The organism is Phenylobacterium sp. VNQ135 (assembly GCF_049445735.1).
Lineage (GTDB): Bacteria > Pseudomonadota > Alphaproteobacteria > Caulobacterales > Caulobacteraceae > Phenylobacterium.
Window position 1 is genome coordinate 418,270 of the sequence record NZ_JBMSDS010000001.1, and the last position, 18,655, is coordinate 436,924.

Annotated in this window: 18 protein-coding genes; 7 read left to right on the top strand and 11 right to left on the bottom strand. The window is 69.8% G+C overall.

Annotated features, from left to right (window positions below; genetic code table 11):
- Positions 1 to 6: 6 nt before the first annotated feature.
- Positions 7 to 1,641, top strand: coding sequence for an acyl-CoA synthetase (locus ACO2Q0_RS02070; protein WP_423349813.1), 1,635 nt, complete (start codon positions 7 to 9; stop codon positions 1,639 to 1,641).
- 22 nt (positions 1,642 to 1,663) lie between these two features.
- On the opposite strand, the gene ACO2Q0_RS02075 is transcribed toward ACO2Q0_RS02070, so the two are convergent.
- From ACO2Q0_RS02075 to galE, 5 genes are all read right to left on the bottom strand, one after another.
- A complete protein-coding gene (locus ACO2Q0_RS02075) occupies positions 1,664 to 2,983 on the bottom strand; it encodes a M20/M25/M40 family metallo-hydrolase (RefSeq protein ID WP_423349814.1) in 1,320 nt (439 codons plus the stop codon).
- Between the two features lie 22 nt (positions 2,984 to 3,005).
- Positions 3,006 to 3,395 carry a helix-turn-helix domain-containing protein gene (locus ACO2Q0_RS02080; RefSeq protein ID WP_423349815.1) on the bottom strand — a complete coding sequence of 130 codons (390 nt, stop codon included), beginning with the start codon at positions 3,393 to 3,395 and terminating at the stop codon, positions 3,006 to 3,008.
- Between the two features lie 34 nt (positions 3,396 to 3,429).
- Positions 3,430 to 3,660: a hypothetical protein gene (locus ACO2Q0_RS02085; protein ID WP_423349816.1), complete on the bottom strand. Its 231-nt coding sequence runs from the start codon at positions 3,658 to 3,660 to the stop codon at positions 3,430 to 3,432.
- 98 nt (positions 3,661 to 3,758) lie between these two features.
- Positions 3,759 to 6,041, bottom strand: coding sequence for a UDP-galactopyranose mutase (gene glf / locus ACO2Q0_RS02090; protein WP_423349817.1), 2,283 nt, complete (start codon positions 6,039 to 6,041; stop codon positions 3,759 to 3,761).
- Between the two features lie 310 nt (positions 6,042 to 6,351).
- A complete protein-coding gene (gene galE / locus ACO2Q0_RS02095; protein ID WP_423349818.1) occupies positions 6,352 to 7,398 on the bottom strand; it encodes a UDP-glucose 4-epimerase GalE in 1,047 nt (348 codons plus the stop codon).
- A gap of 114 nt (positions 7,399 to 7,512) precedes the next feature.
- Between galE and ACO2Q0_RS02100 the strand changes: the two genes are divergently transcribed.
- A complete protein-coding gene (locus tag ACO2Q0_RS02100) occupies positions 7,513 to 9,765 on the top strand; it encodes a family 1 glycosylhydrolase (protein WP_423349819.1) in 2,253 nt (750 codons plus the stop codon).
- A gap of 10 nt (positions 9,766 to 9,775) precedes the next feature.
- Here the strand turns inward: ACO2Q0_RS02100 and ACO2Q0_RS02105 are convergent, their stop codons facing one another.
- The 5 genes from ACO2Q0_RS02105 to ACO2Q0_RS02125 are packed head-to-tail and all read right to left on the bottom strand — an operon-like array spanning position 9,776 to position 14,055.
- Positions 9,776 to 10,000, bottom strand: coding sequence for a hypothetical protein (locus ACO2Q0_RS02105; RefSeq protein ID WP_423349820.1), 225 nt, complete (start codon positions 9,998 to 10,000; stop codon positions 9,776 to 9,778).
- Between the two features lie 49 nt (positions 10,001 to 10,049).
- The gene (locus tag ACO2Q0_RS02110; protein WP_423349821.1) at positions 10,050 to 10,673 is read right to left on the bottom strand and encodes a 2-dehydro-3-deoxy-6-phosphogalactonate aldolase; all 624 of its coding nucleotides are present in this window, start codon (positions 10,671 to 10,673) and stop codon (positions 10,050 to 10,052) included.
- Entirely contained in the window at positions 10,670 to 11,581 is a 912-nt protein-coding gene (locus ACO2Q0_RS02115; RefSeq protein WP_423349822.1) for a 2-dehydro-3-deoxygalactonokinase, read from the bottom strand. Before ACO2Q0_RS02115 ends, ACO2Q0_RS02110 begins: the two co-directional genes overlap by 4 nt.
- Positions 11,578 to 12,330 (bottom strand): SDR family NAD(P)-dependent oxidoreductase, encoded by a 753-nt coding sequence (locus tag ACO2Q0_RS02120; protein ID WP_423349823.1) that lies wholly within the window; start codon positions 12,328 to 12,330, stop codon positions 11,578 to 11,580. Before ACO2Q0_RS02120 ends, ACO2Q0_RS02115 begins: the two co-directional genes overlap by 4 nt.
- Positions 12,331 to 14,055, bottom strand: a complete 1,725-nt coding sequence (locus ACO2Q0_RS02125) for an IlvD/Edd family dehydratase (RefSeq protein WP_423349824.1) — start codon at positions 14,053 to 14,055, stop codon at positions 12,331 to 12,333.
- A 112-nt stretch (positions 14,056 to 14,167) separates the two neighbouring features.
- Here ACO2Q0_RS02125 and ACO2Q0_RS02130 point away from each other — a divergent pair, with 112 nt between their 5' ends.
- Positions 14,168 to 14,587, top strand: a complete 420-nt coding sequence (locus ACO2Q0_RS02130; protein WP_423349825.1) for a hypothetical protein — start codon at positions 14,168 to 14,170, stop codon at positions 14,585 to 14,587.
- Positions 14,588 to 14,595: 8 nt separating this feature from the next.
- On the opposite strand, the gene ACO2Q0_RS02135 is transcribed toward ACO2Q0_RS02130, so the two are convergent.
- Entirely contained in the window at positions 14,596 to 15,525 is a 930-nt protein-coding gene (locus ACO2Q0_RS02135; protein WP_423349826.1) for an SMP-30/gluconolactonase/LRE family protein, read from the bottom strand.
- 79 nt (positions 15,526 to 15,604) lie between these two features.
- Between ACO2Q0_RS02135 and ACO2Q0_RS02140 the strand changes: the two genes are divergently transcribed.
- From ACO2Q0_RS02140 to ACO2Q0_RS02155, 4 genes are all read left to right on the top strand, one after another.
- The gene (locus ACO2Q0_RS02140) at positions 15,605 to 15,847 is read left to right on the top strand and encodes a hypothetical protein (RefSeq protein ID WP_423349827.1); all 243 of its coding nucleotides are present in this window, start codon (positions 15,605 to 15,607) and stop codon (positions 15,845 to 15,847) included.
- Between the two features lie 140 nt (positions 15,848 to 15,987).
- Positions 15,988 to 17,277, top strand: a complete 1,290-nt coding sequence (locus ACO2Q0_RS02145) for a family 1 glycosylhydrolase (protein WP_423349828.1) — start codon at positions 15,988 to 15,990, stop codon at positions 17,275 to 17,277.
- A 9-nt stretch (positions 17,278 to 17,286) separates the two neighbouring features.
- Positions 17,287 to 18,345 (top strand): aldose 1-epimerase, encoded by a 1,059-nt coding sequence (locus ACO2Q0_RS02150; protein ID WP_423349829.1) that lies wholly within the window; start codon positions 17,287 to 17,289, stop codon positions 18,343 to 18,345.
- 15 nt (positions 18,346 to 18,360) lie between these two features.
- Positions 18,361 to 18,654, top strand: coding sequence for a hypothetical protein (locus tag ACO2Q0_RS02155; protein ID WP_423349830.1), 294 nt, complete (start codon positions 18,361 to 18,363; stop codon positions 18,652 to 18,654).
- The last annotated feature ends 1 nt before the right edge of the window (position 18,655 follow it).

An 18,655-nucleotide genomic window follows, 5' to 3' on the forward strand; every position in this document is an offset into this window, starting at 1 on the left:
ATGGTCATGGCCGGATGGACGATCGCGCCGATCTGGGAGGCGGTGGCCCAGTCGCAACCCGACACGCCGGCGCTGGTCCACGGTGAGCGCGAGATTTCCTGGGCCCAGTTCGACGCCCGCGCCGATGCGCTGGCCGCCCACCTGCTCGCCAGGGGGCTGGGCCATCAGGCCAAGGTCGCCGCCTACCTCTTCAACGGCCCCGAATACCTCGAGACCTACTTCGCCGCGTTCAAGGGCGGCTTCGCCCCGGTCAACACCAACTACCGCTACGGCCCCGAGGAGATCCTCTACCTCTTCGACAACGCCGACGCCGAGGCCGTCGTCTTCCATGCCGGCTTCGCCGAGGTCCTGGAGCCCATCCGCGGCCGCCTCGCCCAGGTGAAGACCTGGATCGCCGTCGCCGAGTCCGGCCGTCCGGTCCCGCCCTGGGCCGAGGACTACGACGCCATCGTCGCCCGCGCGCCGGCCCAGCGCCCGGTCCGCGGCCCCTGGGGCGTCTCCGGCGACGACCTCCTGCTGCTCTACACCGGCGGCACCACCGGCATGCCCAAGGGCGTCATGTGGCGCCAGGACGACCTCTTCCAGGTGCTGGGCGCCGGCGGCAACGCCGCGCTCGGCATCCCGCCGGTCGCCTCGATCACCGAGCTGATCGAGCGGATCCGCGGCCCCGAACACCTGCGCCCCGTGACCATGACCGCCGCGCCCATGATGCACGGCACCGGCCAGTTCTCGGCCTTCATCTCGCTGAACATCGGCGGCACGGTCTGCGCCCTGCCCTCGCGCCGGTTCGACCCCGTCGAGCTTTGGAACGAGGTGGAACGCCTGCGCGCCACCAACGTCGTCATCGTCGGTCTGGCCTTCTCCACCCCGATGCTCGAGGCGCTGGACGCCAATCCCGGCCGCTGGGACCTCGCCTGCGTCCGCGCCATGAGCTCGTCCGGCTCGATGTGGAGCCAGGAGAACAAGCGCGGCCTGCTCGGCCACATGCCCCAGGCGATGATCGCCGACAGCTTCGGCTCCTCCGAAGCCGTCGGCCTCGGGGCATCGGCCTCCGCCGCCGGGATGGAGGCGCCCACCGCCGCCTTCATGCTGGGCCCGAACACCGCCGTCTTCACCGAAGACGGCCGCCGCGTAGAGCCGGGTTCCGGCGAGCGCGGGCTCGTCGCCGTTTCCGGCTTCCTGCCCCAGGGCTACTATAAGGACCCCGAAAAGACGGCCAAGACCTTCAAGGTCATGGAGGGCGTCCGCTGGTCCGTTCCCGGCGACTGGGCCGAGGTCAACGCCGACGGCACGCTGAAGCTGCTCGGCCGCGGCTCGGTCTGCATCAACACCGGCGGCGAGAAGGTCTTCCCCGAAGAGGTCGAGGAGGCGCTGAAAACCCACGCCGACGTCCGCGACGCCGTCGTCGTCGGCGTGCCCGACGCCCGCTTCGGCGAGCGCATCTGCGCGGTGGTCGAGCCGGAGGCCGGGGCTGCGCCCGGCCTTGCCGAGCTGTCCGCTCACGTCCGCGAGCACCTGGCCGGCTACAAGGCGCCCCGCGAGCTGATCCTGGTCGACACCATCGGCCGCGCCCCCAACGGCAAGGTCGACTACAAGGCCATCAAGGACCGCGCCCTGAAGGAGCTGGGCCAGCCCGCCTAGCGGAGCCGTTCAGTCGGCGGGCCTATTTCCGGGGCCGCGCTTCCTTGCTCAGCCGCGTCATCAGCAGCGCCGCGCGCTTGGCCTGCACGTCCAGGCTCTTGAGGTCCACGGTCTCGCCCGGCGCGTGACTGCCGTCGCCCGCCGTGCCCAGGCCCACCAGCCCGTCGATGAAGGAGACGAAGGCGATGTCGCCGGCGCCGCGTCGGGCCGGGTCGCCCTGCGGCATCTGCCGCAGGCCCAGCGTCGTGTTCACGTCGTTCAGCTTGGCGAGCAGCGCCTTGTTGCCCTCGGTGGGCGCCATGGCCGGATAGCCGCCTTCGTCGAAGGTCAGCTTGGCGTCTGTCTTCGGCAGGTGCCGGGCGACGATGGCCTGCATCTTCGCCCGTACGCGCGCCTCCTGCTCGTTCGACAGGGTGCGGATGTCGCCCAGCGCGATCGCCTCGGCCGGGATGACGTTCGACTTGCCCGTCGCCTGGCCGCCGGTCTTGTCGCCCGCCACCGACGCCTGGGCCCCGCCCACGACGACGCCGACGTTGTAGGTCAGGTTCGGCTCGGCCAGTTCGCGGCGGAATTCGTCGAGGATCCGCGTCAGCTCGTAGATCGCGCCGCAGCCCGGCCCTTCCATGCAGACGCCCGACGAATGGCCCGACCTGGCGGTGGCCTTCAGGGTCCAGGAGTTGGACGAGCGGCGGGCGATCGAGCCGATGTCCTGGTCGCCGTCGCGCGAGAGGCCCTCGAAGTCCAGCGCCACGTCGCTGGCCTCGCCGGCCGCGATCAGGTCGCCCCGGGCGACCGCGATCGGCGCCCCCGCGTCCTCCTCGTCGCCGGTCAGCACAACGATGATGTCGGCGTCCTTCAGCGTGCCGGCCGCCTGCATGGCCCGCAGGGCCGCGACGATCACCACCATGCCGCCCTTGTCGTCGCCGACCCCCGGCCCCTCGCCGATGTCGCCCTTGCGGGTCCAGGCCTGGAACGGGCTATCGGGCTCGAAGACGGTGTCCAGATGACCGATCAGCAGCATGCGCTTGCCGCGGCCGTTCCCCTTGTGGGTGGCCACGATGTGCCCGGCCCGGCCGGCCTTCTCCATCGGGACCCATTTGACGTCGAACCCCAACGGCTCCAGCTCGGCGCGCATCATCCGGCCGACCTGCTCCACGCCCTTCAGGTTCATGGTGCCGGAGTTCACCTTCACCAGCTCTTCGAGCAGCTTGATGTGCCGCTCGCGCTCGGCCTCGACCGTGGCGATCATCTTCGTCTCCGCCGGCGTCGGCGGAGCGGCGAAGGCCGGGGCCGCGAACGCAAGGCAAAGCGCGCCCATCAGGGCGGGACGAAGACACGACATCGGTAAGCTCCCGAGGCTGGGTTCAGCCCGGCTGATTGCTGCGCAGGCTGCGGACGAATTCGACGAGGGCCGAGCGCGAGACGCCCCGCGGCAGGTCGGCGTAGGCCTTGAGCAGTTCCAGCGCGCCCGGCTCGGCCAGCAGCGCGGCCACCTCGTCGACGGCGCTGGAGGTCGGAGAGGCCTCTCCAAACATCTCGGAGACCGGCACGTTCAGGGTCTTGGCGATGCGGGCCAGCATGGAGGCGCTCACGCGGTTCGCGCCGCGCTCGTACTTCTGGATCTGCTGGAAGGTGACCCCCGCCGCTTCCGCCAGCGCCTGTTGGGACAGGCCTTTCAGCTTGCGGAGCAGCCGGATGCGCGCGCCGACGGCGATATCCACGGGGTCGGCGACCGCATCGGGTTTGTTGGCCATGAACGTTCCGGAGCCTCTACTGTAGTCGGCGTGTCTAGCGCGCCCGGTTCGCCTCGTCATCCGTCGGAGGCGCCCAATCCTCCTGCGGCGACTTCTGATCCGAGATGCAGTAGCACGCCTCGGCGATCACGATGCCCAGCGCCCGCCGCAGGGCGCCGACGGCGGGATTCTCGCGCTCCACCGCGATGAGTTCCTCTTCGTAAGGGGCCAGCAGCTCAACCAGGTTCTGGGCCAGCTTTCTGGCGTGCTCCGGATCGTGACTCATGTCGCCCCCTGTGGGCCGAACCTGTGCGATTGCAAAGTTGAATGCAAGCGACCCCAGGGTGCGCCCTGGGGTCGTGTTCGCGTCGGCCTGATTGGCGATCAGTTGGCGGCGATGGCCTGCGCCGCCGCCTGGGCCTGGATCACCGTCCGGCCTTCCCGTTCGGCGATCCGGCGGAAGGTGGCCAGCGCCTGCCCGGTCACTTGGTCCATGTTGTAGTAGCGATAGGTGGCCAACCGCCCGACGAAGTGGACCTCGGGCGTGTCCAGGGCGAGCGCCTCGTACTTCTTGTACAGCGCCTGGTTCTCGGGCCGCGGCACCGGATAGTAGGGGTCGCCTTCGGCGCTCGGATATTCGTAGGTGATCGTCGTCCTTTCGCACTCCTGCCCGGTCATGTGCTTGTACTCGCTGACGCGGGTGTAGGGCGTTTCCTCGTTCGGGTAGTTCACCACCGCCACCGGCTGGAACCAGGGCTGGTCCAGCGTCTCGTGCTGGAACCTGAGGCTCCGGTACGGAAGCTTGCCGTAGCGATAGTCGAAGTATTCGTCGATCGGGCCGGTGAAGATCAGCCGGTCGAAGTCGGCCTCCTCGCGCACATCCTCGTACTCGACGCCAAGCGCGAGGGTGATGCCCTTCTGGTCGACCATGTTCTCGAACATCCGGGTGTAGCCGTCGAGCGGCATGGCCTGGAACTGGTCGGTGAAGTAGCGGTCGTCGGTGTTCGTCCGCGTCGGGACGCGCGCGGTGACCGCCTTGTCCAGCTCCGACGGGTCCATGCCCCACTGCTTGCGGGTATAGCCGCGGAAGAACATCTCGTAGAGCTCGCGGCCCACTTGGCTGATCACCACGTCCTCGGACGTGCGGATCTTCTCCACGGGCTCGGCGCGGCCGGCCAGGAACGCCTCGGCGTCGGCCTCGGTCTGCAGGTCCAGCCCGTACAGCATGTTCAGCGTGGTGCGGTTGATCGGCATCGGCACGTGCAGGCCGTTCTTCACGCACGCCAGCACCCGGTGCTCGTAGGGCCGCCACTTCGTGAACTGCGACAGGTAGCGGAACACCTCCTCCGAGTTGGTGTGGAAGATGTGCGGCCCGTACTTGTGCATCAGGACGCCGCCGGCGTCCTTCTCGTCGTAGGCGTTGCCGCCGACGTGCGGTCGGCGGTCCACCAGCAGGACCCGCTTGCCGAGCTGACTGGCGAGGCGTTCGGCCAGCACCGAGCCTGCGAATCCGGCGCCGACGATCATGTAGTCGTAGGGCTTGGCGCGTCCCGCCGGACGGATGGCCGGCATCGCGACGTCGGTCGCCGCGCCCGGGCTCATCAGCTCGGTCTTCGCCTGCTCGCGCGAGAGCAGCACACGGCTGATCTCCAGGTTCATGCGGGTGAAGGTCTCGTCCCAGGACAGGGCGGAGAGCTTCGTGTCCACCGCCTTCAGCCAGTCGCCCTTGAGGCGCGACAGGGCCAGCGCCTGGTCGCAGGCGGCGATGAAGTCCTCTGCGGTCTCGGCGATCTTCACCGCCTCGAGGTCGCCGTAGTGGCGCACCACGTCGACGATCGGCGTCGAGACCACCGGCCGGCCGCCCGACAGGTATTCCGGCGTCTTCGTCGGGCTGATGAAGCGGGTCGACTCGTTGATCGCGAAGGGCATCAGGGCGACGTTCCAGCCGCCCAGGTAGGTCGGCAGCTCGTCGTACGACTTGCCGCCCAGGTAGTGCAGGTTCGGACGCTTGGGCAGGCTCTCGGGGTCGATCTTCACCACCGGGCCCAGGATCACCAGGCTCCATTCCGGCCGGGCGTCGGCCAGGGCCGCCAGCAGGTCCAGGTCCATGCGCTCGTCGACGACGCCGTAGAACCCGAGCCTCGGCCAGGGCAGGTTCGCCTGGTCCGCGGGTTCCTCGCGGGCGGCGCGGGCCTTGGCGAAGTGCGCGCGGTCCACGCTGGACGGGAACGGATGCGCGTTCGGGTGCCGGTCGCGCTTGGCTTCCCACAGGCTGTAGCCGCCGGTGAACACCACGTCGGCAAGTTCGAAGAGCTCGCGCTCCAGGATGGTCAGTTCGGGCGGCGCGAACTTGAAGTTCGCCAGTTCGTCCATGCAGTCATAGACGGTACAGGCGGCGTCGAGGTGCCGCGAGAACGGCAGCATCATCGGCGTGTAGTACCAGCGCAGCAGCGCAGCGGAGCCGCTGCCTGCCAGCATCGCATCCAGCAGGCCCTTCAGCGCGGCGTCGCGCTCTTCGCCCTCGAGGCCCTCGGGAAGCTGCGGCGTGGCCACGATCACCCCGCTGTCGGGGCAGATCTTGCTGGAAAGCGCCGGCGGCGAGCCGGCCCGGGCCGGCATGGGCTCCTCCCAGAACACCACCTTCCGGGTCTGGGCGAAACGGGTCATCAGATGCTGAGGACGCTGGAACACGAAATCCCATCGCAGATGGGAGAAGCAGACGAGGGTCTCTCGACCGTGGGAACGCGCCCCCACGTGCGGCGGAAACGGCGCAGCGCCGACGGCGCTCGGAACCCACGGAGTGTTCAAGACGCGATCCCCTGGAATGAAAAAAGACACACGAAGCCCGGGGGTAAAACGCCAAGCGGCGGCGATGGTTCCAAAGCTTTGCTTCGGACGCCAGAATTCGCTCCAGTAATCAAAAGATAACAGGCTCAAGTTATCTTGAAACTTGAGCTTATGTCGGGATCTCGACTGTTTATGTTGCCGCTTCGACCTTGCGGCCGGTCGAGCGACGCCCCGACCCGTAGGCCGGTTGAGCCTCCCACCGCAATGCGTCCGCGACGATGCGGTCCAGGTCCGAATACCGGGGCTCCCACCCCAGCAGATCCTTCGCGCGGCTGGCGTTGGCCACCAGGCTTGGCGGATCGCCCGCCCGGCGCGCGCCGACACTGTGCGGAACCGGACGGCCCGCCGCGCGGCCGACGGCCTCCACCACCTCCCGCACGGAATTGCCCTTGCCGGTGCCGACATTCACCGCCTCGAAGGCGCCCGCTGGAAGCTCCACCTCCAGCGCCGCCACGTGCGCGGCCGCCAGGTCGTTCACATGGATGTAGTCGCGCAGGCAGGTGCCGTCCGGCGTGTCGAAGTCGTCGCCGAACACCGTCAGCGGCTTGCCTTCACCCAGCGCCGCGGCGATCGCCAGCGGGATCAGGTGGGTCTCCGGCTCGTGCGCCTCGCCGATCAGGCCCGACGGGTCGGCGCCGGCGGCGTTGAAGTAGCGCAGCGCCACGGCGCTCAGGCCATAGGCCTTGCACTGGGCCTGGATCATCCATTCGCAGGCGAGCTTGGTGTCGCCATAGGGGCTAGCCGGCGCCTTGGCGGCGTCCTCGGGGATGGTCTCCAGCGCCGCCCGGCCGCCCTGCCCGTACACCGCCGCGCTCGACGAGAAGACCATGCGCTCGACGCCGCGCTCGCGCATGGCGGTGAGTAGGCTCACCGTGCCGCCGACGTTGATCTCCCAGAAGAGGTCCGGCTGGACCACCGAACGGCCGACTTCGATCAGCCCGGCGAAGTGGATCACCGACTTGGCGCCGTACTCGTCCAGCGCCTCGGTCACGGCCCGGACGTCGCGGATGTCCCCATGGACGAACGCGCCCCAGCGCACTGCCTCGCGGAAGCCGGAACTGAGACTGTCGAAGACGACGGGGAAAAAGCCCCGCTCGCTCAGAGCCTTCGCCGTATGCGCGCCGATATAGCCGGCCCCGCCCGTCACGAGGACGGCGGGCTTCGATCCCCGATCCATGGTTCGGATAATCCCCTGTCCGCGGGTCGGGTTCCAGCGCCGAACGCCGGTTTTGGAACGAAATCCGTCAGCCGCGGCTTAGAAAATCGGGATGTGACGGGAAAGCCAGGGTCTATGCCAAGCACAGTCGAGCTGTGGGGCGGTCACGAATGCACCGTGAACCGCGTCGGACCTGCGTTCTACGATCAGACGATCCGCTCAGGCCACCAGGACCGCCCCGAAGACCTCGACCGCTTCGCCGCCCTCGGCCTCACATCGCTGCGCTACCCGGTGCTCTGGGAGCGCGTTGCCCCCGACACGCCGCACAGCCGCGACTGGCGCTGGAGCGATCAGCGGCTCGCCCGCATCCGCGAGCTGGGCATGAACCCGATCGTCGGCCTGCTGCATCACGGCTCGGGGCCCCGCTACACCAGCCTGGTCGATGACGCCTTTGCCGGCCTGTTCGCCGACTACGCCCGCGCGGCCGCCGAGCGGTACCCCTGGGTCTCGGACTGGACGCCGATCAACGAGCCCCTGACCACCGCCCGGTTCTCGGCCCTCTACGGCCTCTGGTACCCGCACCTGTCGGACGAGCCGTTCTTCTGGGCGGCCCTCCTCAATCAGATCGACGCCACGCGTCTGGCCATGCGCGAGATCCGCCGCGTGAACCCCGACGCCCGCCTGATCCAGACCGAGGACCTCGGCCGCACCTACGCCACCCGCCCGCTCGCCCCGCAGGCCGAGTTCGAGAACCATCGCCGCTGGCTGACCTGGGACCTGCTCGCCGGCAAGGTGACGCCCGACCACCCGCTGTTCGGCCGGCTGGCGTCCTGTGGCTTCGGCGACCGGCTGCGCGCCATCGCCGACGATCCCTGCCCGCCGGACGTCCTGGGCGTGAACCACTACCTCACCAGCGAGCGGTTCCTCGATCACCGCCTCGACGCCTATCCGCCGGAGCGTCACGGCGGCAACGACTGGGCGCGCTACGCCGACGTGGAGGCCATTCGGGTCACCCTCCCCGCGCCCGGCGGCCTCGAGCAGGCGCTGGAGGAGGCCTGGGCCCGCTACGGCCGGCCGCTGGCCGTGACCGAGAGCCACAACGGCTGCACCCGCGAGGAGCAGGTCCGCTGGGTGCGCGAGGCCTGGGAGACCGCCCAGCGGCTCCAGGGGCGCGGCGTCGACATCCGCGCCGTCACGGTCTGGGCGCTGCTCGGGACCTACGACTGGAACAGCCTGCTGACCCAGCCGCTCGGCCACTACGAGACCGGCGCCTTCGATGTCCGGGCCGGCGAGCCCCGCCCGACCGCCATCGCCGCCGAGATCAAGCGCCTCGCCCAGGGCGGCGAGCCGCACCCCGGCACGGAAGGCCCCGGCTGGTGGCGGCGCGACATCCGCCTGGAGTTCCGCCCGGTGTTCCGCCACGCCGAGACGCCCGAGCCCCGGTCGGCATGGCGAACGGACGGTACGCGGCGGCCGCTGCTGATCGTGGGCGCCACCGGCACGCTCGGCAAGGCCCTGGCCAGGGCCTGCGAATGGCGCGGGATCGCCTACCACCTCACCGCCCGCGCCGAGCTGAGCCTCGACGACGAGGCCTCCATCGCCGCCTGCCTCGACACCTGGGATCCCTGGGCCGTCGTCAACGCCGCCGGCTGGGTGCGCGTGGACGAGGCCGAGGACTGCCGCGACGACTGCATCGCCGCCAATGCGACGGGCGCGGTCCGCCTCGCTGCGATCTGCGCCAGCCGGGGGCTGCCGGTCGTGGGCTACTCGAGCGACCTGGTGTTCGACGGGACGGCGGGCCGTCCCTATGTCGAGAGCGACGCGCCCTCGCCGCTCAACGTCTACGGCGAGAGCAAGGCGCTCGCCGAGGCCGGCGTGCGCGAGGCCAATCCGCAGAGCCTGATGATCCGCACGGCGGCGTTCTTCTCGCCCTACGACCCATACAATTTCGCGAGCCACGTCCGCCGCACCCTGTCGGCGGGCCACTCGCTGCCGGCGGCGGAGGATCTCGTGGTTTCGCCCACCTACGTGCCCGACCTGGTGGACGCGAGCCTCGACCTGCTCCTCGACGGCGAGACCGGCGTCCGCCACCTCGCCAGCGCCGGCCAGGCGAGCTGGGCCGACTTCGCGCGCATGGTCGCCCGCGCGCTCGACCTGGACGAGGCCCTGGTGATCGGCGTGGAGGCGAAGAGCTTCGGCTGGGCCGCCCAGCGTCCGCCGCACGTTCCGCTCGACACCGAGCGCGGCCAGGTGATGCCGAGTCTCGACAACGCGGTCGCGCGCTACGCCGCCATCGTCCGCCAGGCCGAATTCGCGCCGGAGGCCGAGGCCATGGCCGACCTCCTGCACCCCGACATGCCGGTGCGCAGCCTCCAGCGACTGTCCTAGCCGGGCGGACCTAGTTGCGGGTGGCGGCCGGCGCGTCGTCGCCGTCGTCCTCGTCGTCCTCGACCTCGAAGACGTCCTCCTCGGCCTCGGCCAGCAGCTCGTCGAGGGCGTCGATCACCGCGTCCAGCTGCTCGGGGCTGGCGGCGAAATCCATCTTCTCGCCGGCGTCGTCCTCGAGGTGCAGGACGAAGTCCTCCTCGCGGATCGAGATGGCGAACTTGGCGAGCTGTCTCATGCGGGCCTCCTGACCGACTAGGGGCATAACCGCCGGGCGCGCCTTTCGTTCAGGTGAGCTCGCGCAGCGCCGCCATCACGCGGGCCGCCTTCTCCGCCGTCTCGTCCGGGCTCTGTCCGGCGCGGTACAGCTCGCCGCCCAGTCCGAACGCGCGGCAGCCGGCCGCCCACCACTCCGCCATGCTGTCGGGGCCCACGCCGCCCACGGCCCAGACCACCGCCTCGGGCGGCAGCACCGCCTTGAGCTGCTTCACATGGCCGGGGCCGTAGGTCGCCGCCGGGAACAGCTTCAGGTGCCGGGCCCCGGCCTCGATCGCCTGGAACGCCTCGCTCGCCGTCGCGAACCCCGGCGCCGGGTCCAGTCCGAGCTCCACCGCCCGGCGGATCACCTCGGCCGAGGTGTTCGGCGAGACGATGATCCGCCCGCCGGCCTCGGCCACCGCCTCGACGCGCTCGGCCGTCAGCACCGTGCCGGCCCCGATGCACATCCGGTCGCCGAAGCCCTCGGCCAGCTTCCGGATGCTGGTCAGCGGGTCGGGCGAGTTGAGCGGAACTTCCATCCCGCGCACGCCGGCCTCGAACAGCGCCTGGGCATGCTCGGCCGCCTCCTCGGGCCGAATGCCGCGGACGATGGCCACCACGGGGGCTTCCGCGAGCGCCGCTTCCAGCTTCATGGCCGAACCCTCTCGTAGAGCGCGAAGAGGCCCGCGACCGCCGCGGCCTCGCCGTCATGCACGTCGGCCTCGATGCCCCGCGCCGCAAGGGCCCGCGCGTAGAGGCCGCACAGCTTCGCATCCCCCAGCAGCGACACCGGCTCGTCGCCGGTGCAGCCGAGCAAGGCCGGCGTCGCGGCCACCTCGGCCCCGATCAGCAGGCCCGAGAGGTAGCTGGGCGTCTCCTCCGCCGGTCGCCCCTCGCCCACCACCCGCGCCCGGGCCGTGAACAGCCGCGCCGCCAGCGCATCGCCCGCGCCCGCCGCCGCGACCCCCGCGTCGAACGCCGCCATGTCGTCGGCCGCGACCTCGCTCTTCAGCACGCTGTGCGTCTTCAGCACCGCGAACAGCTCGCCGGTCATGGCGGTGACGAACCGCGTGAGCCGCCCGTCCTCCACCAGCATCCACTTGGCGTGGGTGCCGGGATGGCAGACCAGCCTGCGCCCGCGTCCCCGCTCAGGCTCGGCCGCCAGCCAGCCGAAGAGCTGCGTCTCCTCGCCCCGCATCACGTCGCCCTGACCGTTGAAGCCGGCCCAGCGCACGCCCGGGACGATGCGGATCCAGTCCGGTCCATCCACAGCCTTCAGCCGCGCCGCGAGGTCGTCGAGGTCCGCCGGCGCGTCGGCATAGGGCGCCAGCGTCCAGCCGAGGTTCGAGCCCACCATGCCGCACAGCATCGCCGGCAGGCGCTCAGCCGAAAGCGCCGGCCGCACCTCGTCCCGGAACCGCGCCTCCGCCTCGCCCGGCTTCAGCTTTGCGACGCCCAGGCCCGGGAAGTCCCGATCCGCGACCACGCCGCCGCGCGCGTCCAGCGTCCAGGCGCGCAGGTTCGTCGTGCCCCAGTCGCACGCCAGCAGCGCCGCCGTCACAGCCGCCCCGCGTCGACGATCAGGTTCTGGCCGGTGATCATCCGCGCCGCGTCCGAGGCCAGGAACAGCGCCGCGTCGGCGATGTCGTCGGGATAGAGCCGGTCCTTCAGCGCCACCTGCTCGCGCCACTGCGCCTCGGCCTCCGGCGTCAGCCACAGCTCCAGTTGCCGCTCGGTGATCACCCACCCGGGCGACAGGGCGTTCACCCGCACCTTGTCCGGCCCCCATTCGCGCGCCAGGCCCTTGGACAGCGAGTTGATCGCCCCCTTCGCCGCCACATAGGTCGCCATGTGAGCCGGTCCCCACAAGGCGTTGATCGAGCTCACGTTTATGATCGCGCCGCCGCCGGCCTGCTTCATCATCGGATAGGCCGCGGTCGAGGCCACGAAGGCGGGATCGAGGTTCACCGCCAGCCCCTTGCGCCAGGCTTCCACCGAGGTGTCGGCCGCGTCATGCCGGGTGTCGTTGGCCACGTTGTTGACCAGCACCGTCACCGGCCCCAGAGCCTCCGCCGCGCCCGCGATCGCCGCCTGCAGAGCGGCCGCGTCGGTCACGTCGCAGCGCCGGAACCACGCACGCTCTCCCAGCTTCGCCGCCAGCGCCTTCCCCTCGTCCTCCTGCAGGTCGACGAAGCCCACCTTGCAGCCCTGGCCGTGGAAGCGTTCGACGAAGCAGGCTCCGATGCCCGAGGCCCCGCCGGTGACGAACACCGTCCGCCCCTGCAGGTCGGGATAGCTGGCGCGGCTCATCTAGTGGCTCTCGCGGGTGACTTCGGAGCTCGACTTCCCGACCAGGAAGTCCAGGTCGGCCCCCTGGTCCGCCTGTAGCACCGTGTCGATGTAGAGCTTGTACCAGCCGCGCTCGAACTGCGAAGGCGTGCGCGCCGCCTCCCATTCGTGCCGCCGCTTCACCAGCTCCACCTCGCTGACCAGCAGGTTCAGCGTCCGGTTCGGGCCGTCGAACTCGATCTCGTCGCCGTTCCGCACCAGCGCCAGGGGCCCGCCCGCCTCGGCTTCCGGCGAGACGTGCAGGATCACCGTGCCATAGGCCGTGCCGCTCATCCGCGCGTCCGAGATCCGCACCATGTCGCGCACGCCCTTGTGCAGCAGCTTGGGCGGCAGGGCCATGTTCCCCACCTCGGGCATGCCCGGATAGCCCTTCGGCCCGCAGCCCTTCAGCACCAGGATCGAGGTCTCGTCGACCTCCAGGTCGGGGTCGTCGATGCGGGCGTGGTAGTCCTCGATGTCCTCGAACACCACCGCCCGGCCGCGGTGGGTCAAAAGCTCCGGCGTCGCCGCGCTCGGCTTCAGGATGGCCCCGTCGGGACAGAGGTTGCCGCGCAGCACCCAGACGCCGGAGGACGGCCCGATCGGCTCGGCCACCGTCCCGATCACCTCCCGGTTCCAGACCTCGGCGGCCTCGGCGATCTCGCCCTGGGTGTGGCCCGAGACCGTCAGGGCCTCGCGCCGGAACAGGCCGCCCAGCTCCTTCATTACCGCCGGACACCCGCCCGCGTAGCAGAAGTCCTCCATCAGGTACTTGCCCGACGGCATCAGGTTGACCAGCAGCGGAACCTCCCGGCCCAGGCGGTCGAAGTCCTCCAGCGAAAGCTCGATCCCCACCCGGCCGGCCAGGGCCAGCAGGTGCACCACCGCATTGGTCGAGCCGCCGATCGCCGCGTGCATCAGGATGGCGTTCTCGAACGCCTCCCGCGTCAGGATCTGCGACAGCTTCACGTCGTCCTTCACCAGCTGGACGATGCGGTTGCCGGTCAGGTGGGCCAGCGTCTTTCGCCGGCTGTCCACGCCCGGCAGGGCGGCGTTGTTCGGCAGGCTGACGCCCAGCGCCTCGATCAGGCTCGCCATCGTCGAGGCCGTGCCCATGGTGTTGCACACCCCGTGGCTGCGGCTCATCGAGCTCTCGGCCGACAGGAAGTCCTTCAGCGTCATCTCCCCGGCCCGCACGGCCTCGGAGAACCGCCACACGTCGGTGCCCGAGCCGATGTCCTTGCCGTGCCACTTGCCGTTCAGCATGGGCCCCGAGCTGACCACCATCGTCGGCAGGTCCACCGAGGCCGCGCCCATCAGCTGTCCCGGCGTGGTCTTGTCGCAGCCGCCCAGCAGCACGACGCCGTCGATGGGATTGGCGCGGATGCTCTCCTCAACCTCCATCGCCAGCAGGTTGCGGAACAGCATCGCCGTCGGCCGCATCTGGGTCTCGGGCAGGCTCATAGCCGGGAACTCGATCGGCACGCCGCCGGCCTCCCAGACGCCGCGCTTCACGTATTCGGCCAGGTCGCGCAGGTGGAACTGGCAGGTCACCAGCTCCGACCAGGTGTTGCAGATGCCGATCACCGGCCGGCCGTCGAACACATGGTCCGGCAGGCCCGTGCCCTTGATCCAGCTGCGATGGATGAACCCGTCCCGGTCGAGCTTGCCGTAGCTCTTCTGGCTCCGCAGCGGCTTCTTCGCCATTCCCGCGACCCCTCGCCTTTTTCTGGATGCCCGCAAGATAAACCCTTCAACGTGGCGGCGGTTCAGGCCGGCCGCCTTCGCCGACCGCGAATTGACGCCTTCACCGCATGAGGTGACGCTGCGGCCCCCAGGTCGCCTTCGTCGATGGAAAAAGCGCATGATCGGATTGGGCGTGGCGTTCCTGGTCTTCGCTGCAGACGGCGCGGCTGGCGCTCCGTTGGACGCGGATCCGCTTTCCGCCTTTTACGGCGCGACCCTCGAGATCAGCACCCTTGACGGCTGGCGCGCGGAGCGCCGCATCCGGCCCGATCATACCTTCACCCAGACCGGATCTGACGGCGCCGTCGAAGGGACCTGGACGCTTGAGGCTGGCAAGCTCTGCACGACACAGCGCAGACCAGCGCCCCCCGCGGATCGCGCAGCGACCTACTGCAACACCGGCCCAGGGCAGAAACTCGGCGACAAGTGGATCGACCGCGATCCGGTGACCGGCAACGCAATCTTCTTCAGCCTGATCCCGAGCGCCGACTGAGCGGGACCTCACCCCTCGAACACTGGCAGCGGCAGCCCCTTCACGCCCACGTCCAGGGCGAACAGCCCGCCCGCCAGCGGCTGCTTTGCGCGCGCCTCGTCCGACAGCTCGTCCCAGGCGCTGGTGACGTAGAGGGTGCCGAGGTCCGGCCCGCCGAACGCGCAGCTCGTCGGCTGTTCCACCGGCAGTTGGACGATCTGGTCGACGCGGCCGTCGGGGCTGTAGCGGACGATCCGCCCGCCGCCCCACTGGGCGTTCCAGAGATAGCCCGCCGCGTCCACCGCCGAGCCGTCGGGGGACGCCGGCTGGCCGCGCGTATGGGCGAACTCCCGCACCTTCGACAGGTCGGCCACCTCATGGGCGAACAGGGTCTGCAGCTTGGAGTCGGCCATGTAGAGCGTCCTGCCGTCGGGACTGAACGACACGGTGTTCGGGATGTGGATGCCGCTCAGCACCCGCGTCGTCTTGCCGCCCGGGTCGGTGCGGAACACGCTGCCCGGCCGCTTGCCGCCGTCGTCGTCCATGGTCGACCACCAGAAGCGGCCTTCCATGTCGATCTTGCCGTCATTGGTGCGGAAGCCCTGGCCCAGGTCATAGCGCTGGACCATCTCGATCGTGCCCGGCTCGGGATGGATGACCGCCAGCCCCTGCTCGGTTGCGACGAACAGTCCTCCCTTCGCCCGCGGAACGGCGGCGCTTGCCCGCATCGGCAGGTCGAAGCTGCCGCTCTCCTCGGTGGCCGGCTCATACCAGGCCAGACGCCGGCCCTTGATGTCGAACCAGTAGAGCTTCTGCTCGGCCGCTGACCACACCGGGCCCTCCCCGAGGCGGTCTGCCGCATTCACGACGCAACGAACTTGCACCACATCGGCCTCCAGACCGAGCTGACTAAGAATCGTGAGACCGTTCGCGGACCACCCGCGCCCAGCCTGCGACACCCTGACTTCAGCGTTTTGGTTCCATTCAGAGTCACCGCACTACTATCCTAGTCGACAGAATCGGTAGGGGTCTCACCCAGTGTCGCTCTCCAGCTATTCCGACGTCTTCGCGATCGACCACGAACGTGGCTACGAAGAGACGATCGCTCCGGGCGACCTCGTCCGCACGGGGCCGAACCTCTATCCCCACTTCGAGGTTCTGGCCGTCCACGGCGACAAGGCCTGGGTCCGCAATGTCCTGACCGGCGCCGACCACCTCGCCATCCTCACGCGCTGCCGCAAGATCAACGGCCAGCCCGGCATCGCCGAGGCCGCGGAGTAGCGCCCGGGTCTCCCCCCCTCGGGGGAGACCGATCCCACAGCTTTTCATCTGAACCGCCCGCGCGCCCCGGAGTTATCGACTCCGGGGGAGCGATTTCGCTCGCGCGGAAGACCAGGGGAGGACGCGCCATCTCCGCCTTCATGTTCGCCACGGGGATCGAGAATTCCATCCCCACGATCCAGAACGGCCGCGTTCGCGTGGACCAGATGGACTCCTGCGGCCACTACCGCCACTGGCGGAAGGACTTCGACCTGGTCGAGGAGCTGGGGCTGAAGTACCTGCGCTACGGTCCGCCCCTGCACACCACCCTGCTCGGCCCGGACAAGCACGACTGGGAATTCTCCGACGTCACCTTCGCGGAGCTTAGGCGGCGCGACATCAACCCGATCGTCGACCTCTGCCACTTCGGCGTGCCCGATTGGATCGGCGACTTCCAGAACCCCGACTTCGCCGAGATCTTCGCGGCCTACGCGGGCGCCTTCGCCCGCCGCTTCCCGTGGGTGCAGCTCTACACGCCGGTCAACGAGATGTTCATCTGCGCCCAGTTCTCGGCCAAGTTCGGCTGGTGGAACGAGCAGGGCACGACGGACCTCACCTTCGTCACCGCGCTGAAGCACATCGTGAAGGCCAATGTGCGGGCCATGCAGGAGATCCTGAAGGTCCGCCCCGACGCCATCTTCATCCAGAGCGAGTCCTCGGAATACTTCCACGCTGAGAACCCCGCCGCCATCAAGCCGGCCGAGATCGAGAACTCGCGCCGCTTCCTCTCGCTGGACCTCAACTACGGCCACCGCGTCGACAGCGAGATGTACGAGTACCTGATGGACAACGGCATGACCCGGGACGAGTACCACTTCTTCCTGGGCAACTCGCTGCGCCACCACTGCATCCTGGGCAACGACTACTACTGGACCAACGAGCACCGCGTGTCGGCCGACGGCCTGCACCGCGCCTCGGGCGAGATCTTCGGCTACTCCGAGATCACCCGGCAGTACTACAACCGCTATCGCCTGCCGGTGATGCACACCGAAACCAACATCGCCGAGGGACCGAACGGCGACGAGGCGGTGAACTGGCTCTGGAAGGAATGGGCCAACGTCCTGCGCGTCCGCAACGACGGCGTGCCGACCGTCGGCTTCACCTGGTACTCGCTGACCGACCAGATGGACTGGGACACGGCGCTGCGCGAGACCAACATGCGCGTCCATCCGGTGGGCCTCTACGACCTCAACCGCGAGATCCGGCCGGTCGGCGTGTCGTACAAGCAGCTCATCCGCGACTGGGGCGAGGTGCTGCCGACCCAGAGCGTCTGTCTGACCGTGCCCATCGTGCCGCCGAACGAGTACGGGGAAATGGCCTCGGAACGGCACCGCGCGGACGCCCGGCGCCTGCGGGCGGTCGAGCTCGCCTCCGGCGGCGAGACGGGCTAGGGCCGCCTCATGGCGGCGGCGCTCGACATCGTCACCCTCAGGGCCGAAGCGCCGGCGGACCGACCGGGGTTCGTCGAGGCCCGGATCCTGCCCGGCCGCGGCATGATGCTGCTGCAGGCCAGGCTGCGCCTCCCCTCGGGAGAGGTCGTCGACGGCCTCTTCGCCCCGGAGGATCCGGCCGCCGAATTCGGCGGAGCCGACGACTTTGCGGGCAACAAGGCCTTCGCCTTCGGCGGCGCGGTGCTCGTCCCCTACGCCAACCGCATCCGCGGCGAGCCGATCGGAGACGCCCGCGAGATCGAGGCCGTCGTCGACGGCCGCCGCGTGCGCCTGCCCCGCAACTGGGGCGGAAAGGCCGCGGGCGCCGAGCAGTACGCCATGCACGGCCTGATCCTCGACCGCGCCGTGCCTTACGAGCAGCCGACGCCCGGACGCCTCGCCGGTCGTCTCGACGCTGGCGACTTCGGCGGCCGCTGGCCGGGACAGCTCGCCTTCGACCTCGAATGGGGTCTTGAGGCCGGCGTGCTCACGCTCGCCATCCGCGCCCACAACACTGGCGATGAAGCCGTCCCGCTGGGGGTCGGCTTCCATCCCTACATGGCCCTCCCGTCGGGCGATCGGCGCCAGGCCCGCCTGCGCCTGCCCGCCCGGATGCGGACCGAGGTCAACGACTACGACGAGGTGCTGCCCACCGGCCGGCTGCTGCCCACGGCCGGCGGCCCCTACGACTTCTCCGACGGCCGGGCGCTCGGCGAGCTCTATCTGGACGATTGCTTCACCGACCTCGTCCGGACGGGCGGCCAGGTTACCGTCGAGGTGGAGGATCCCGCGGCCGGCGTGGGCTATCGTTTCACCTCGACAAGCCCGCACGTGAAGGCCGTGCAGGTCTATGCGCCGCCCGACAAGGCCTTCGTCGTGGTCGAGCCGCAGTTCAACCTGGCCGACCCCTTCGGCGGCGTCTGGGACTCCGGCGTGGACACGGGCATCGCCCGGCTCGAGCCCGGCCAGAGTTTAACTTATGATTGCCAGCTAACGGCCTTCGCCGTGGGGAACCGCACGCGGGGGTAGTGCTTTCCCCCGCCCATGGGACACGCACGAAAGAGTGAAACGAGGCAGAAGCCCTGCGAAGTCATCGACTTCGACGACGCGCTGCTCGACTCCTGCCCGGCCGAAGAGAAGGCCGAGCTGCTGACCGAGGCGCGCATCGTGGCCCAGGCGTTCGCCCAGGAGGGCGGCGTCGAGGAGCTGCAGGAGATGGCCGAGACCCTTTCGTCCGGCTTCCGCGACGCCGAGATGGAACGCGCCCACGCCCGCAAGCTGTCCGCCGCGCTCAAGCGCCTCGCCAAGGACCCGTGGAAGGATCCCGGCCAGGCCTGAC